The organism is Hyphobacterium sp. SN044 (assembly GCF_021864465.1).
Lineage (GTDB): Bacteria > Pseudomonadota > Alphaproteobacteria > Caulobacterales > Maricaulaceae > Hyphobacterium.
The window spans coordinates 17805-33455 of sequence record NZ_JAKKUV010000005.1 but is presented as its reverse complement, the minus strand read 5'-3'; the positions used below and the strand labels follow the sequence as shown (position 1 = coordinate 33455).

General features: G+C 65.5%; 14 protein-coding genes. 6 read left to right on the top strand and 8 right to left on the bottom strand.

The genetic code is table 11. From position 1 onward, the window contains the following. The first annotated feature begins 42 nt into the window (after positions 1-42). The 4 genes from L5876_RS08000 (at position 43) to pgeF (ending at position 3605) form a co-directional block, all read left to right on the top strand. Positions 43-267: a hypothetical protein gene (locus L5876_RS08000; protein WP_236955679.1), complete on the top strand. Its 225-nt coding sequence runs from the start codon at positions 43-45 to the stop codon at positions 265-267. Between the two features lie 173 nt (positions 268-440). Then, positions 441-1361: an alpha/beta hydrolase gene (locus L5876_RS07995; RefSeq protein ID WP_236955677.1), complete on the top strand. Its 921-nt coding sequence runs from the start codon at positions 441-443 to the stop codon at positions 1359-1361. Positions 1362-1398: 37 nt separating this feature from the next. Beyond that, positions 1399-2838, top strand: coding sequence for a protein adenylyltransferase SelO family protein (locus tag L5876_RS07990; protein WP_236955675.1), 1440 nt, complete (start codon positions 1399-1401; stop codon positions 2836-2838). Then, positions 2835-3605: a peptidoglycan editing factor PgeF gene (gene pgeF, locus L5876_RS07985; protein ID WP_236955673.1), complete on the top strand. Its 771-nt coding sequence runs from the start codon at positions 2835-2837 to the stop codon at positions 3603-3605. Before L5876_RS07990 ends, pgeF begins: the two co-directional genes overlap by 4 nt. A gap of 69 nt (positions 3606-3674) precedes the next feature. On the opposite strand, the gene L5876_RS07980 is transcribed toward pgeF, so the two are convergent. The 4 genes from L5876_RS07980 to L5876_RS07965 are packed head-to-tail and all read right to left on the bottom strand — an operon-like array spanning position 3675 to position 7801. Further along, positions 3675-4850 (bottom strand): ABC transporter permease, encoded by a 1176-nt coding sequence (locus tag L5876_RS07980; protein ID WP_236955672.1) that lies wholly within the window; start codon positions 4848-4850, stop codon positions 3675-3677. Between the two features lie 10 nt (positions 4851-4860). Further along, a complete protein-coding gene (locus tag L5876_RS07975; protein WP_236955671.1) occupies positions 4861-6018 on the bottom strand; it encodes an ABC transporter permease in 1158 nt (385 codons plus the stop codon). After that, a complete protein-coding gene (locus L5876_RS07970; RefSeq protein ID WP_236955670.1) occupies positions 6015-6713 on the bottom strand; it encodes an ABC transporter ATP-binding protein in 699 nt (232 codons plus the stop codon). The genes L5876_RS07975 and L5876_RS07970 overlap by 4 nt, the downstream gene beginning before the upstream one ends. Before the next feature lie 59 nt (positions 6714-6772). Then, a complete protein-coding gene (locus L5876_RS07965) occupies positions 6773-7801 on the bottom strand; it encodes an efflux RND transporter periplasmic adaptor subunit (protein WP_236955668.1) in 1029 nt (342 codons plus the stop codon). A 324-nt stretch (positions 7802-8125) separates the two neighbouring features. Between L5876_RS07965 and L5876_RS07960 the strand changes: the two genes are divergently transcribed. Then, positions 8126-8644 carry a CarD family transcriptional regulator gene (locus L5876_RS07960; RefSeq protein WP_236955666.1) on the top strand — a complete coding sequence of 173 codons (519 nt, stop codon included), beginning with the start codon at positions 8126-8128 and terminating at the stop codon, positions 8642-8644. Between the two features lie 135 nt (positions 8645-8779). Then, positions 8780-9673: an RNA polymerase factor sigma-32 gene (locus L5876_RS07955; RefSeq protein ID WP_236955664.1), complete on the top strand. Its 894-nt coding sequence runs from the start codon at positions 8780-8782 to the stop codon at positions 9671-9673. A gap of 342 nt (positions 9674-10015) precedes the next feature. Here L5876_RS07955 and L5876_RS07950 read toward each other — a convergent pair whose 3' ends face one another. From L5876_RS07950 to L5876_RS07935, 4 genes are all read right to left on the bottom strand, one after another. Further along, positions 10016-10459, bottom strand: coding sequence for a thermonuclease family protein (locus L5876_RS07950; RefSeq protein ID WP_272906926.1), 444 nt, complete (start codon positions 10457-10459; stop codon positions 10016-10018). Between the two features lie 383 nt (positions 10460-10842). Beyond that, complete coding sequence (locus L5876_RS07945; protein ID WP_236955661.1) at positions 10843-11745, bottom strand: hypothetical protein; 903 nt, start codon at positions 11743-11745, stop codon at positions 10843-10845. Between the two features lie 41 nt (positions 11746-11786). Then, a complete protein-coding gene (locus tag L5876_RS07940) occupies positions 11787-13163 on the bottom strand; it encodes a DUF1501 domain-containing protein (RefSeq protein WP_236955660.1) in 1377 nt (458 codons plus the stop codon). Positions 13164-13172: 9 nt separating this feature from the next. After that, the gene (locus tag L5876_RS07935) at positions 13173-15599 is read right to left on the bottom strand and encodes a DUF1800 family protein (protein WP_236955659.1); all 2427 of its coding nucleotides are present in this window, start codon (positions 15597-15599) and stop codon (positions 13173-13175) included. Positions 15600-15651 lie beyond the last annotated feature (52 nt).

Here is a 15651-nt window from a genome sequence, read left to right as displayed (position 1 = left end):
TGCTCCCTATCCGGTCAAACCCATCCGGAGAGTTTTCATCCCATGCACCCGTCCTCCCGCATCACCCCCGATGACATGCGTCAGATCGCCTTCACCCTCGTCGACCGTCACGGCGCGCGCGCCATCGGCTATGCCGACGAGGCGGTGGGCGAGATGGAGGCCCTCGGCGATGACGGCCGCGCCGACGCCTGGCGCGCCCTGCGTTCGGTGATGGAAGACGCGCTCGCCGGCCGCCTCGACCGCGGCGGCGAGATCACGGTGCATTAGACCCCTCACCCTCCCCAACCTTCGCCTTCGGCTCAGGCCGGGTCCCCTCCCTCTCCCTGGAGGGAGAGGGAAAGACGGGCGGCCCTGAAAGGGACGCGCGTCAGGGTGAGGGGGAATAACATCGAAGGACGAGGGCGCTTGCCCGCTCCCCTCCACCCGGCTATCGCCAATCCATGAGCGATTTCGGAAAAGAATTCTGGACCAAGCTGGGCATGTCGGACCCGTTCGCATCCGACGCCATGATCGCCCGCGTCCGCGACGGCATGGGCAAGGCGCCCGAACTGATCGAGGCGACGCCGCCCGCCATCCTCGACACGCACGACCTCGACATTCCGGGCCCGGCCGGTCCGCTGAAGGCGCGCCTCTACCGTCCGGAACACGCCCACGAAACCGGGCCGCTCTGCGTCTTCTTTCATGGCGGGGGCTATGTCTTTGGCGATCTCGACAGTCATGACCGGGTCTGTCGACGGCTCTGCGCCATCGCCAATGTCCGCGTGCTCGCCATCGCCTATCGCCTCGCGCCCGAGAACCCCTTCCCGGCGGCCTATGACGACTGCCTTGCCGCCTTCGACTGGGCGGTGGGCCAGGGCGCGGCGCGGATCGGCGCCGATACCACCCGCGTCGCCGTGGCCGGTGACAGCGCGGGGGGCGGACTTGCCGCGGCGGTGGCGCAGGCGCGGCGGGGGCAGTTGCGCTTCCAGCTCCTCATCTATCCGCTCTTGCAACTCGCCGAGGTGCGCAAGGACAAGCTGAAAGCCTTCGAGGGCCATTTCGTCTCCGCCAAATCGCTGAACTGGATTCGCGACAATTATGCCGGCAGCACCGAAACTGCCCGCGACCCGCGCGTCTCGCCGCTCTTCTGCACCGATCTGGCGGGGCTGCCGCCAGCCTATATCGCCGTGGCGGAATATGACCCGCTGAAGGACGAGGGCGCGGCCTATGCCGACATGCTGTCGGCGGCCGGGGTGCGCGCCGAGCTGCATTTCGCGAAGGCCCTGCCGCACGGCTATTTCAACTTCACCCGCATGCTGCCCGTGGCGAAGAAGCTGGCCGACAAGGCCGCCGATGCGCTGGGCCGCGCGCTCGCCGATTGACCTTGCGGGGCAAGGCGAAGCCGCCTAGCTGAAACGCATGGCTTTCGATTTCCGTCCCGACCGCGCCTTTCCCGCCCTCGGGGCCGAGTTCGCCGATCCGGTCGATCCGGCGGACTTTTCCCATATTCAGGAACGCTTCTGGAATGCCCGCTGGGCCCGCGAAATCGGGCTGGATGGTCTCGGGCGCGACGAGAAGATCGAGCATTTCGCCCGCTTTGCGCCGCTGCCCGGATGGACCGACCCCCCGCTCGCCATGCGCTATCACGGCCATCAATTCCGGCAATACAATCCCCAGATTGGCGACGGGCGCGGTTTTCTCTATGCCCAGATGCGCGACCCGGCCGGGCGCCTGCTCGACTTCGGCACCAAGGGGTCGGGTCAGACGCCCTGGTCGCGGTCCGGCGACGGGCGGCTGACGCTGAAGGGCGCGGTACGCGAAATCCTCGCCGCGCAGATGCTTGAGGCGCTTGGCGTCTACACGTCGAAGGCCTTCGCCGTATTCGAGACCGGCGACAAACTGCACCGCCATGACGAGCCGTCGCCGGCGCGCGGCGCGGTGCTGACCCGGCTGCAGCACTCCCATGTCCGCTTCGGCACCTTTCAGCGGCAGGCCTATGAGCAGAACACCGGAAATCTGACCGCGCTGGTCGATCACTGCATCGCCGCCTACTACCCGGCGCTCGATGACCGCAAGGGTGAGGAGCGGCCGCTCGCCCTGTTGAACGAAATCCTCGCCCAGTCCGCCCGGCTCGCCGGCGAGTGGATGGCGGCGGGGTTCGTCCACGGCGTCCTCAACACCGACAATCTCAACGTCACCGGCGAAAGTTTCGACTACGGCCCGTGGCGCTTCCTGCCGTATTTCGAGCCGGGCTTCACCGCCGCCTATTTCGACGAGCACGGCCTCTATGCCTTCGCGCGCCAGCCCGAAGCGGTGTTCTGGGCGCTCCAGCAACTCGGCGCGGCGCTGTCGTTGATCGTGCCGGGCGAGAAGCTTGTCGAAGTGCTGAACACCTTCCCGGAGCGTTACCGCACCAGTGTCGGCACGGCCTTCACCCGGCGGCTGGGCATAAGGCACACGGAAGGCGGTTCGCACGACGATCTGATCAGGTCGGCGCTCACCTTCCTGAAGGACAGCCGCGCGCCGTGGGAGGCCTTCTTCTTCGACCATTTCGCGCAGCGCGGCATGGAGGCCCCGGACGACCGCCGCGCCCTCTATGCCGGTGAGACCTACGACGCCTTCCGAACCGCCTTCGACGCCTTCGAAGCCGAGCGCCCGGAACGGCTGGAGCATCCCTATTTCCGCCGCAGCGATCCGGTTCACATGACGATCGAGCAGATGGAGGCGAGCTTCGCCCCCATCCACGAGCGCGACGACTGGTCGGCCTTCCATACGCTTCTGGGCGATATCGCCGAGGCGCGGGCGGGTTATGATCTGGGGGCCGGGCGGACCGGCTTTCTGCCGGAGGAGACGGGGTGAGCGACCTGGAATTCCTGCACGCGGACACACTCGACCGGCCGGGCATCGTCCACGCCTTCACAACGCGTCATGGCGGGGTTTCGACCGGCGGCTATGCCAGCCTCAATCTCAGCTGGAAGGACGGCGACGACAAGGCCGCGATCACCGAGAACCGCCGCCGCGTCACCGAGGCGCTCGGCCTCGACCGGCTGATTTTCCTCAACCAGGTCCACGGCAATACCGTTCACCGCGTCGATGCCATCCCGGAGACGGGCTGGTCGGTGGGGCAGGGCGACGCGATGATCACCAACCTTCCGCGCCTCGGCCTCGTGACCCAGACCGCGGACTGCACGCCCGTCCTGCTCTTCGACCCGGTCAGGCGCGCCGTCGGTGCGGTGCATTCGGGCTGGCGCGGCACGGCGCAGGACGTGGCAGGCGAAACCGTCGAGGCGATGGTGCGTGAATACGGCACTGATCCGGCCGACCTTCTGGCTGCCATCGGCCCGGCCATCACGGCGCAGAATTACCGCGTCGGCCCGGAAGTGCTGGAGCAGTTCGAAGATCTGTTCGGCTCACTCGAGGGCCTGGCCCTCGAACGCGACGCCGAGGGCGGTGCCGGGATCGACGTGTCGGAAGCCGTGCGCCGCCAGCTCGCAGCGGCGGGCATTCCGGAGACGCAGATCGAGCGCCTGCCGGTCTGCACTTATGCCGACGAGCGCTTCTTTTCCTGCCGCCGCGCGAAGGGCACGCCCTTCGGCGGTCAGGCGGGGATCATCGCGCTGGTGTGAGCGATCTCAGCGAAAGTGGATACCGGTTTCGCGGTTCGAGATCGTGACCACAAGAATACCTGAGCGGTATCAGTTCTGGTGCACCGCCAGAAGCGGAACCCGCGCGGCGCGGATGCCCGGGATGATTCCGCCGAGGAAACCGACGGAAAGCGCCAGCACCAGGCCGGAGATCACCGAGCCGAGCGTCACCTCGAAGGAGAAGACGATCTGGGTGAAGCCGCCGCCGAGCGTCGACGCCGAATTCCCGTTGAACAGGATGTAGATCACGAGGATCGCCAGCGCCCCGCCGAGCAGGGCGAGCACGAGCGATTCGATCAGCGTGCCCATGAAGGCGGTAAAGCCGCTGAAGCCGATCGTGCGCAGTGTCGCGATCTCGCGGGTTCGGGAATCCACCGACGAATACATCGTGTTCCACGCCCCGGCGAAGGCACCGATTGCCATCACGATCGACAGCGGCCAGCCGACGAATTTCAGCAAGGTGGCGATACCGCCCGCGCTGTCGGCGAAATATTCGCGCTCGCTCGTGACGTCGAGATTGAGCCGGTCTTCGCCCTCGACATAGGCGCGGACGTCTTCGATCGCGTCCGGCGAGGTCAGCCGGGCGCGGAGGGACTGAACGCTGGAGCCGCGTTGATAGAGGTTTTGGACGACACCGAGATCGGCCCAGACCTCGCTGTCGAACACTGACCCCCCGGTCGAGAATGTCCCGACGATCGTCCAGGTATTGCTGCCGAGACGGATCGTCTGGCCCAGATCAAAGCCTTCGAATTCGCGGATCACGCCTTCGCCGACGACAAGTTCGGCCGTGCCCGGCTCGAACATCCGTCCGCCCGTCAGCGCGAAATTCTGGCGCAGATTGACCGCCTGTTGCTGCACGCCGCGCAGCGGCAGGTTCGCTTCGGTCTGCGAGGAGCGCTTGGTGCCATCGACGATCACATAGAGTTCGGCCGACATGATGGGATCACCGCTCTCGTCGGTCGCGATTCCCGGCGCGACCTCGATCAGCCGCGCATCCTCTCGCGCCAGGACACTGTTGACTTCGGCCTGCGAACCGCCGCGCAGGAAGACGGCGACATCGTCCGAACCTGATCCGTTGATTGTCTTCTCGAACCCGTTCGCCATGGCGAGGAAGCCGAGCAGAACCGCGACCATGAACGCAACCGACGTGATCGTCGCGATGGACATGCCCGCGCGCTGCGGGATCGAGCGGACATTCATGCCGATGACGGCAAACAGCTGTTTCATGGCCTCGCTCCTAGAGTTTGCCGAAGGCTTCGACGATCCGGATCCGCATCGCGTTGAAGGCGGGGAAGAAACCCGTCACCAGCGCGAAGGCGATCATCAGGGCGAACGCCTGCCACACGACGCTGAGCGGCATGCGGAAGCCGGGCAGGAAGGCCTGGAAGCCTTCAGCGGCGGCCATGACCAGAGCCGTGGCGAGCCCGAGGCCGATCGCCCCGCCGATCAGGCTGAGGAGGAAGGATTCCGTCAGGATCATCCGGAAGATGCGGCCTGACTGGAAGCCGAGCGTCTTCAGCACCGCGATTTCCTTGGTCCGCTCATTGATCGCGAGGACCAGCGTCGTGCCGACAATCATCAGGATGGTCGCGAAGGCCGCGCCGATGACCGAGGTGAGGATCAGATTGATGTTGCCGAGCTGCTCGACAAACGCCTGGCTGAACGCCGCCTCGGTCGTGGTTTCGGTCTCTGCCGGGGAGTTCGCGAACATGGCGTCGATCTCGTCGGCGACCTGGTCGTTCAGCGAGACGTCCTCGGTGGTCAGGATCATCCATCCGATCGTGTCGCGCGCGAAGGCGAGGCTCTCGTTGAAATACTCGTAGTGGAACATCGCGTAATTCGTCGGCACCGAGCTGTCTTCGGCGGTGAAGATGCCGCAGATGTCGAAATCCCAGTCGCTTGACCCGTCGGCCTGTTGCCAGATGTTCGAATTGAGCGGGATCCGGTCCCCGAGCGACCAGCCGTATTGCGTCGCCAGCGCCTGCCCGACGATCAGACAGGTCCGCGTGTTGATCCACGCCTCGCGCTGTTCGGGCGGCAGGATCAGTTCCGGATAGACGTCGAGATAGGTTTCCGGCTCGACCGCGAAGGTCTGCACGAAATTCGCCGGCTGTTGGTAATAGCCGCCGAACCAGTTCGCATGCGTGACGTGCGTGATGCCATCCACGCCCTGGACCCGTCCGAAATAGGCGTAGGGCATGGAGACGGTGAAATTGATCGCGTTGACAATGACAAGGCGGTTCGCCGCGGCCACGTCGACGCCGGCGTTGAACGCCTTGTTCACCGCGCCGAGCACGCCGAAAATGAAAAAGGCAATCGAGATCGAGACCATCATCAGGATGGCGCGCAGCACCTTCCTGAACAGGCCTTTCCTTATCAGGGTGGCTTCGTTCACGACCGATTCCCCCGCTCCACGAACTCGCCCTTGTCGAGATAGAGCTCGCGCTTGGCGTATTTCGCCGCCGAGGGGTCGTGCGTGACCATGACGATCGTCTTGCCGAGTTCGGTGTTCAGCTGCTGCAGCATGCCGAGGATTTCGTCCGCCGTGGTGCGGTCGAGGTCACCGGTCGGCTCGTCGGCCAGCAGGATTTTCGGGTCGGCCACGATGGCGCGCGCGATCGCGACGCGCTGCTGCTGCCCGCCCGACAGCTGGCGCGGCTTGTGCCCGGCGCGGTCGGCGATGCCGACGATTTCGAGTGCCGTCTTCACCCGCTTCTTGCGCTCGCCGCCAGACAGGCCGGTGAGCAGCAGCGGCAGTTCGACATTCTGCGCCGCCGAGAGGGTCGGCATCAGATTGTAGAACTGGAAGATGAAGCCGACATTCCGCGACCGCCACTTGGCCAGCGCACCTTGGCTGAGATTGTCGATCCGCTTGCCTTCGAACACGACCTGGCCGGACGAGGGGCTGTCGATGCCGCCGAGCTGGTTCAGCAGCGTCGTCTTGCCCGAGCCGGACGGGCCCATGATGGCGATGAAGTCGCCATGCTGGATGTCCATGTCCAGGCCCTTGAAGATCGAGATCGACTCCTTGCCGCGCGTATAGGTCTTGGAGAGGTCGCGCAGCTGGTAGAGCGGCTGTTGATCGGTCATGTCAGTCCCCGTTGTTCGCCCTGTCCTATCACGGCCCAGCGAAACTTTAAATTATAAAGTTAATTCCGTTCGACGAAGGTCACCCGCGCCGCCATGTCCGGCAGGATGCGGTCGTCGCGCTCGTCGAAGGCCACGCGGACCTGGATTGTCGCGCGGCTGCGGTCGGCGGTCGGGATGATGGCTTCCACATGCGCCGGAATCCGCCAGTCGGAATAGGCATCGAGCACGGCCTCGACCTGCTGGCCGGGCGTGACGCGCTGGATCTGGCCTTCATTGACGTCGACCTCGATCTCCAGCGAACTCATGTCGACGAGCGTGGCGACGCCGGTCCGGGTGAAGCCGCCGCCGGCCGAGGCCGGTGACAGGATCTCGCCGACCTGAGCATTCTTGGCGATCACCACGCCGGCAAACGGCGCGCGCACGACATAGCGTTCGATCAGGTCTTCCTGGCTTTCCACCTGCACGCGGGCTGCGGCGGCATCGGCGCGGGCGGACTGGATCTGGGCGTTCAGGCTCGACAGCTGCGCCTGTGCAGCAGTCACCGCGGCTTCCGAGCCGATATTCGACTGGGCGAGGCGCTGCGCGCGTTCCAGCACGGTCGCGGCTTCGGCGCTTTGTGCGTTCAGCGCGGCCACCCGCGCTTCGGCGGCGGCCACGCGGGCGCGCAATTCCTGCAGCTGCAGCCGGGCGCGCGTGTCGTCGAGGCGGGCGAGAACCTGACCGGCTTCGACCTCGGTTCCTTCCTCGAACAGGATTTCCTGGATGCGGCCGGTGATCTCGGCCGAGACCGTCGCCTGGCGGCGCGCCACGACATAACCGGACGCGACGAGACCGGTCGAGCGCGGCACGGCGGGCGATGATGCCGCGGTCGTCTGCGCTGGCGCTTCGGTGCGTGCCGGTTCAGCGGTTCGCACCGGCGTGGCAGGTTCGCTTCCGGTTCCGGTCAGCAACCAGGTCGCCCCGGCACCCAGGCCGGCGAACACGATCGCAACCAGTACAACGACCAGCAGCGGGATGCCGCCGCGCGGGGCCTCCTCGGTGCGGTCGATACTTAGCGAACGCAGCTGTTCGCTCCGCGTATCATTCATGCGCAGTCCCTCCATCGGTTGCACATCTAGCGCGCAATCGGCCCGCTTGTAATCGGGACAGGAGAATTCACAGTCCCTGTTGCACTGCGGCATCGCAAGGGCAGTGCGGGGCTGGCTGGTTACCGCGAGTAAACCCCGAACGCCGTTGTCACTTGGTTTTTATGCAGTTTTGTGATACGTTAAGACATTATTAGGCGGTGCGAAGAGCAGCGCCATCCTTCGGTCGGAGTAAGGCATCCACTCCCGGGTCGTTTCGTTTTCGCCGGAACGGTCTTGGGGAGGCGGGAAAGTTTTCGCCTGGTCCGACCCAGCCAGAGAGCATCCATGTCGAAGAAAACCGCGAATGACAACACGTCCTTCAAGAAGGGCGACTTCATTGTTTACCCCGCTCATGGCGTGGGCCGTGTGACCGGCGTCGAGAAAGACACCGTCGCCGGGTTCGATATCGAGGTTTATGTCGTTGCCTTCGAGCAGGACAAGATGGTCCTGCGCGTGCCGACCGCGAAGGCGACCCAGTCCGGCATGCGTTCGCTGTCCAGCGACAAGATCGTCAAGGACGCGCTGAAGACGCTGAAGGGCAAGGCCCGCGTGAAGCGCACCATGTGGTCGCGCCGGGCCCAGGAATACGAAGCGAAGATCAATTCCGGCGACCTGATCTCGATCGCGGAAGTCGTGCGCGACCTGCACCGCGGTGAAGACCAGCCGGAGCAGTCCTACTCCGAGCGCCAGCTCTACGAGTCGGCGCTGGACCGCATGATCCGCGAAGTCGCGGCGGTGGAAAACATCGACCACGACACAGCGCGCGACAAGCTGTCGAAGTCGTTGCTGGCGAAAGCCGCATAAGGTTTCAGGCTCCGTCCCGAACCTGATGGAACGCCCGGCCGCCTTGGCCGGGCGTTTCGCGTTTTGCCGTCATGCAGCCGTGAATGATCCAACCCGCCCCCGCATGCGTAGAGTCGCAGGCGAGGAGATACGGATATGGAATCTTCAGGACCCGCACGCCGCTCTGCTGATCCGGACCGCCGCTTTCTGCGCCGCGCGATGGACGAAAAGCTTCTGGAGCGTGACGAGGAACAGGAACTGGCCCGCCGCTGGAAGGACCAGCGCGACGAGGCCGCGCTTCACAATTTGACCCAAGCCTATATGCGGCTGGTCATCTCCGTAGCATCGCGTTTTCGAAAATACGGACTGCCCTTCGCTGACCTGGTGCAGGAGGGCAATGTCGGCCTGATGGAGGCGGCGGCCCGTTTCGAACCCGACCGCGATGTCCGCTTCTCCACCTATGCCGCCTGGTGGATCCGGTCCGCGATCCAGGACTATGTCCTCAGAAACTGGTCGATCGTGCGCACCGGAACGACCTCGGCCCAGAAGACGCTCTTCTTCAACCTGCGGCGCGTGCGCGCGATGATCGACGATGTCGGCACGACGATGTCGCCCGAGCAGCGCGCGAAGATCGCCACGCTGCTGCGCGTGAAGGAAAGCGATGTCGAGGCGATGTCCTCGCGGCTCGCCGCGTCGGATCGCTCGCTGAACGCCCCGATGGGCGAGGAGGGCGACGCGACCTGGATGGATTTCCTGCCGGACGAACAGCCCGCGCCGGAAGACGATGTCATGCTGCGCCATGACAGCGCCAAGCGTGTCGGCTGGGTCCGCGACGCCATGCAGGTCCTGACCGAGCGGGAGCAGCTGATCATCCGTGAGCGCAAGCTGAATGACGACGAGGTCGTGACGCTCGAAGCGCTCGGCGAACGGCTCGGCATCTCCAAGGAACGCGTCCGCCAGATCGAGCATCAGGCGCTCGGCAAGCTCTCCAAGGCCCTGAAGTCGCGCTTCGGCGAAGACGAGGTCGATGGCCTGATCGCGGACGGTTAGGCCGGCACGCCCGCTTCCTTCCCTTTCATGAAGGTGAATGAGTTTGGCGTTCTTCCCCTCGCCCCCTTTTAGGGGGAGAGGGCGGCGCGTAGCGCCGGGTGAGGGGGACGGCCACTTACCGTGATTTCGGAGTAGAACCCCTCATCCGCCCTTCGGGCACCTTCTCCCCTTCAAGAAGGGGAGAAGGGACTGTCCGCCACTGCCGACTATGCGGGTGTAACAACCGGTATTCAGTGAGGATGGCTTCCGCGGGCACAAGGCCGGTACGAACGCTGGATCGTCCTGTGCTCTGTCAGAAAGGCTCAACCCTCCCCCGTAAACGGGGGAGGAAAGAAAGGAAGATCAGGGCGGACTTAATATCTCCAGCCGTTCGGGGTGATCGATCGTGATCGCCGGGCCATTCATTGCATAGACCCAGCCTCGAACCCGGACCTCCGCGCCCTCCAGCGCAAGCAGATCGATCCCTGCCGTCTCGAAGGCGCGCCGATCGCGCGCTTCGATACTGATCGTGAAATCGCTGCGGTAGTCGAAACCGAAATTGAGATAGGTCCGCCCGTCGACCTGCGCGGTCGAGATCACCCGCCCCTCGACGATCTGCACGCTGTCGAGATCGAGCGCGAGCAGGTTCGGGTCGGGTGTACGGATCCGGTAGGCCGGGTCGGACCACAGTCCGTGGCCGGCTTCCCGCGCCTCGGCTTCAAGCGCCAGCAATTCCGCAATCCCCGCTGTCTCGCCGGGCCAGGAATAGACCCGCGCCCAACCGGCGGAGACCAGCGCATCCTGCAGCGTCGCCCGTCCTCAAAGGTAACGACGGCGATTGCCCGTTCGTATCGATCCCGTGTCTCGCCGGGATAGGACAGGGACACCGTCCGGCCGTCCGCAATTTGCGCGAGAAACGCGGCTGCTTCATCCGCGAGCGGGTCGTCGCCGGAGGGGATCAGGATGCCGGCGGGCCGAACCGCCAGCGGCGGGACATCACCGAGCTCGAGCGACAGCCATCCGTCCCCGGCCGACAGGCGTCCGGTTTCACCCGGCGCCGCGTCCTGTGCCTCGGCCCCGCATGCCGCCAGAGCGGCCGCGCACAGCCATGCTCCATACCCCCGCATGCGCGTAGCAAAGCCCCGCTGCACGCCAGAGTCGAGTCCGCGTCGGGTCCATGTCGAGCCCGGTCAGGCGCGAAGCGCCGCCGCAGCAGGGAAATGATCGTCAGGCGGCACTGGTTCTCTGGGTATTGGCGCGTAGCGCAGGAAGTGCATTTCGGCGCGCGCACGACCCTCAAGTGCGATGTCGAGGGCGTGTTCGTAATCGAGCAGGTTTGCGAGCGGCACTTCAGCTGTGATGACCGTTTGGCCGACCTGCCGATTCCCTGCCCCGACATTGCCGCGGCGCGATTTGATATCGGCAAGCACCGCCTCGCGATCCGCATGCGGGCTGGTCACGGTGACATGCATGATCGGCTCAAGCAGTTGCGGAGCCGTCTCGGCTTTTGCCAGTCTTAACGCGGCCCGGCCGGCCGTCTCGAACGCGTTCATGGACGCCTTGCCGTCTCCGGCCTCGGCACTGAGGAGCGTCGCCTTCACGCCGATCATCGGAAAACCCGCGATCAAACCGCCTTCCGCGGCGGAGCGGACGCCGCGTTCAACGGCCCCGGCGATGTCCGGCGCGATAGAGCCGGATACTGGCGCACTGACGAATATGAATTCCGATTGCGTATCGACGGGTTCGAAGCGGATCGTGACGGCTGCATGCGCCGGCGTCTCGGTGGACGAGCGGCGCTGAACGTGCTGCACGGTCGCCGCGCGGCCCAAAGTCTCGCGATACGCGACCTGCGGCTGGCCGGCATGGAAGGCGACGCCGAACTCGCTTCTCAGCCGATCGATGATGTGCTCGAGCTGCAGCACGCTCCGACCGCCGATAATGGTCTGACCGCTCTCGGGGCCGACCAGAATCCGGCGGGTTTTCTCCGTTCGGGACAGAAACGCGATCGCGTCGGCCAGCCGCGCGCGGTCATCCGGCGAACGGGCTTCGATCGCGATTTCGACGAGACACAGGCTGGGGTCGTTCGTCACCATGCCGGGAGCAAACCGCCGGGAGCGCTCCGTGTCGAGTCCGGTCAGGCGAACAAGGGGATCGGGCCGCGCCCGCCGCCATTCCAGTTCGACCAGTTCGGGAATACATAGGGCATGTCCGCATCGCTGACGCCAAGCCAGCGGGCGAGCGCGCCGCCATATTCCTCCACCGAGACCGCGGGAATCCAGCGCCCGTCATCGCGGGCATCGTCCGGCCCGCCGAGCGCCAGTTCCGGGTAGCGGCCGAGCAATTGGGACCCGTTCAGACCGCCGCCGACGACGAAGTGGTGCGCCCCCCAGGCATGATCGGACCCGCGTGAGCCATTGCCTTCGAACACGCGGTTGAAATCCGACATGGTGAAGAGCGTCACGTCGGCATCCATGCCGAGCGCCTTCATCACATTCCAGAAGCCGTGCGCGCACCGCGCCACATTGTTGAGCAGGCCCGCATGCGTGCCGTTTGTGGCCTCGCCGCCGACCTGGTCGCGGTGGGTGTCGAAACCGCCGGTCGAAACGACGAAGGTCTGGCGCGTCGCCGACAGGCGGTCGCGGCCTTCGATCAGACGCGCGACGCGCTTCAGCTGGGTTGCGAGCGAGGAATTCACCGCATTGCCATTCGCGTCGAGGAAATTGGCGTCGACGATCGAAGTGCTGCCATTGATCACGTCATTGAGGATCGCGCCGGCGTCGAGGTCGCCCTGCATGATCGCTGCCGTGATGTCGGCGAGGCGAGAACCCTGCGTGCCGGTCAGCATGGCATCGAAGGCGGCCCGCCGCGTCGTCGTCCGCGTCGAGGTGTCGATCGGCGAGAAGCCGTAGAGCGACAGATTGTTGCCCGAGATCAGGATCGGCGAATTGCGGTCACCGATCAGCGAACGCTGCGACCCGGCGAGCGAGACCGACGGATTGCGCACACCGGCATCGACATAGCGGTCCCCGATGCGCCCCAGCCAGCCCGTGGTCAGTTCCGACTGCGCGCCAGCGGTCTGCCAGAGGTTTTGCTGGGCATCGTGGCTGAACAGATTGGCGGGCCTGAGGCTTGGCGAGTTGTTGTACTGGTCGCGCGTGATCGGCTCGATCAACGGCCCGGAATTCAGCACCCAGCTGAGCGCGCCCTGGTCCCAGATCGACGCCAGATCCGACATCGCCGGATTGAGACCGAAATTCGTCCCCGTCAGCGGCGTCAGCGAAGCCTGCGGTATGGCGAGCGCAGATCCGCGCAGCCGGGCATAGTCGGCATGGCGCGCGTCGGTCGGCACGATCATGTTGTTGGCGTCGTTGCCGCCATAGAGGAAGAGCATGACCGTGGCGCGGTAGCCGGACCCGCCGCCCACCGTCTGGGCGCGAGCAAAGGCGGGGGCCAGCGCGGCGAGGCTGGAACCGGCAACGAGTTTGAGGACTTCGCGGCGATCGAGACCCATGATGTCCTCCTAGTGATCGATCTGGAATTGCGGCGAGGTGACAATCAGATAGATCGCCTGCCGGGCCTGAAGCTCGGCCTGGATCAGCGGATCGTTGTTCGTGCGGTGACGCAGCGATTCCAGGATCGCGGCGCGCTGCACCGGGGTCAGGTCTTCCTCGAGCGCGATGGCATCGAGCGTATCGATCAGCCGTTCGGGCGTCTGGGCCAGCCGTCCCCACGGCGTCCAGTCGATCTGCGTCCCCGTCGAACCCGGGAAGTCGCCGAGCGGGTTCCAGTCCCATCGGCCATTATAGCCGTTATAGGTCCAGTCATAGAGAAGGTTGTGCCGCTCATAGACGGTCGAAAGGTTCATCAGCGCCTGCGACGGGCTCTGCAGACCTTCGCTCCCCGGCAGGGCGAAGTCCGGCGGGTAGAAGTTGAACACGGAGGGGGATTCGAATGGCACCTGCCCGAGCGCGCTGATCCGCCGGAGGAAGGCATAGCCGTCCGTCCGGGCCCCGACGAGGCGCATCACGCTGGTCGTGAGAAGCACCGGATCGCGAAGCTTGCCGCCCGTCTCGTAATTGGTGGAGATCGTCCGCGCCGCCGGGTCGAGCAGGATCGCCCGGACCACGGCCCGCAGATCACCGCGCACGCCCGCGCCATTGTTCTCGAACACGGCGGAGATCCGCGCGACATAATCGGGCGGCGGGTTCGACATGACGAGGTGCTGGATCAGCTGCCGCGACACGAAGGGCGCGACATTCGGGTGCTGATAGACGGCCGCGATGACGCTTTCGAGGTCTGCATCCGCGCCCTGACCGGCGGGCAGGCCGACGCCCAGCACGATCTTCGGCCCATTGTCGTGCTCGGCCGGATAGGGCGACATGTCCCGGTCGTAATAGCGCGGCGACCGCGGCGAGGGCAGTTCACCCGGCCGCGTTGGATAGACCCAGCCGGTCAGCGCGCGGGCGACCTCCAGCACGTCCTGTTCGCTGTAGGCGGGCATGCCGCGGCCCTGATTGTCGAGCACCGGCGTCCCGTCGGGATTGAGGAGAGTCTCGCCCAGCCCGAAGAGCTGAAGCAGTTCGCGCGGGAAATTCTCCGCCGGCGCTTCGGCCCGCGAATTCACCGTGTCGAGATAGTCTCCCATGACCGGCGAGCGCGCGACGCCTTCCAGGATGTCCCGGTAATTTCCGAAAGCATTGTCCAGCAGCATCTGGTTATAGGTCGCCAGCGCGTAATTCATGTTCACCTCGTACTCGGACACGACGAGGATTTGCGACAGGGCGAAGGCGACCCGCTGGCGCAGCTGGTCGGGCTGGTGCACGGCATTCTCGAAGAAGCGCATCTGCAGCGGGAAGGCCGAGAAATGGTCGCGCGAGCAGGGATAGGGAATGCCGGAACAATAGCTGGTATTCACTATCTGCCCGGCGAGGTCGGCATAGGACGAATCCGTCAGCGTCAGCTGGTGATCGATCCAGCCCTCGATGCCGCGGCGGCGGATTTCCTCGATTGTCCCCGACGTCGGCCCGAAGGTCGCCTGCTGGGCGAGGCGCAGCGCGTCGCGCTGATCGGTCTGGAAGCTGGGTCCCGGCGCGGTGATCGCCGCACCGGCGGCCGCCGCAAGCCGGTTGCCGACCAGAAAGCGGACCTCGACGCGCGTATTTGCAGGTGCCAGCGTGATCCCGATCCCGTTGTCGGCCTGAGCGAAGACCGAGAAGGTCCGCACCTGGCTCTGCGCGAACGACACCGACAATTCGCTGACCGGCGATGACAGGCAGCGCCCGTCGGACCCGGATTCGCAGATCGTCAGCGTGGCCGGCAGGCGGTCATTGAGGCCATAGACCCCGACCGGGCGCACCGTAACCGTATCCGCCGCGCCGATATTGATCGCCGCTACGGCCATCGCCTGGCGTCCGCCCTCATTGGCGATGCGGATCACGCCGTCATTGTTCGGCAGCGCGATACCAATGGCCAGAATGTCCGCCGGCGCGGTTTCCGACACGGTCAGCGCCAGCGTGTTCACGCCGTAGAGCACATCCGCCGTCGCCCCGCCCGAGCATTCGAAGACCGGCGAGGCGATGCCGTCGAACTCGGCATTCGCGGTGAAGGCCAGTGCCAGCGCGCGCGATCCGCGCGGGTCGAGCGAGAAGGGCGTGTTCTCGCTGCCGGGAACGGCGGAATTGTCGGCCGCATTCGTCCACACCCAGCCGACTGCGAGCGGGCTGCCGCGCGGCATGTCGACCGTGCAATTGCCGAGCGCGCTGTCGGTCCGGTTGATCACGGTGGCATAGACGGTCGCGGTCGCCGTGCCGCCCGGCGTGATCGAGACCGAACGCGCCGTCGGCGAGATCGCCGACGACAGATCGCCCGCGTCCGCCGCCCCTGAAAGGAGCAGGATGAAAAGCGCCGCGCTCATTGCGCGGCCGATGCGGCTGAAGGGCTCCGTCATCCCTCTATCCCCGTCGCAAATACCGGTATCGTGAAAGCCTAGCGCATTTCTC

What these genes read in the sequence shown, in the direction of transcription:
- L5876_RS07970 (WP_236955670.1), bottom strand. Translation starts at nt 6,713, where the DNA reads ATGACCGATCAACAGCCGCTCTACCAGCTGCGCGACCTCTCCAAGACC.
- L5876_RS07960 (WP_236955666.1), top strand. Translation starts at nt 8,126, where the DNA reads ATGTCGAAGAAAACCGCGAATGACAACACGTCCTTCAAGAAGGGCGAC.
- L5876_RS07945 (WP_236955661.1), bottom strand. Translation starts at nt 11,745, where the DNA reads ATGGTGACGAACGACCCCAGCCTGTGTCTCGTCGAAATCGCGATCGAA.
- L5876_RS07980 (WP_236955672.1), bottom strand. Translation starts at nt 4,850, where the DNA reads ATGAAACAGCTGTTTGCCGTCATCGGCATGAATGTCCGCTCGATCCCG.
- L5876_RS07955 (WP_236955664.1), top strand. Translation starts at nt 8,780, where the DNA reads ATGGAATCTTCAGGACCCGCACGCCGCTCTGCTGATCCGGACCGCCGC.
- L5876_RS08000 (WP_236955679.1), top strand. Translation starts at nt 43, where the DNA reads ATGCACCCGTCCTCCCGCATCACCCCCGATGACATGCGTCAGATCGCC.
- L5876_RS07940 (WP_236955660.1), bottom strand. Translation starts at nt 13,163, where the DNA reads ATGGGTCTCGATCGCCGCGAAGTCCTCAAACTCGTTGCCGGTTCCAGC.
- L5876_RS07965 (WP_236955668.1), bottom strand. Translation starts at nt 7,801, where the DNA reads ATGAATGATACGCGGAGCGAACAGCTGCGTTCGCTAAGTATCGACCGC.
- L5876_RS07990 (WP_236955675.1), top strand. Translation starts at nt 1,399, where the DNA reads ATGGCTTTCGATTTCCGTCCCGACCGCGCCTTTCCCGCCCTCGGGGCC.
- L5876_RS07995 (WP_236955677.1), top strand. Translation starts at nt 441, where the DNA reads ATGAGCGATTTCGGAAAAGAATTCTGGACCAAGCTGGGCATGTCGGAC.
- L5876_RS07935 (WP_236955659.1), bottom strand. Translation starts at nt 15,599, where the DNA reads ATGACGGAGCCCTTCAGCCGCATCGGCCGCGCAATGAGCGCGGCGCTT.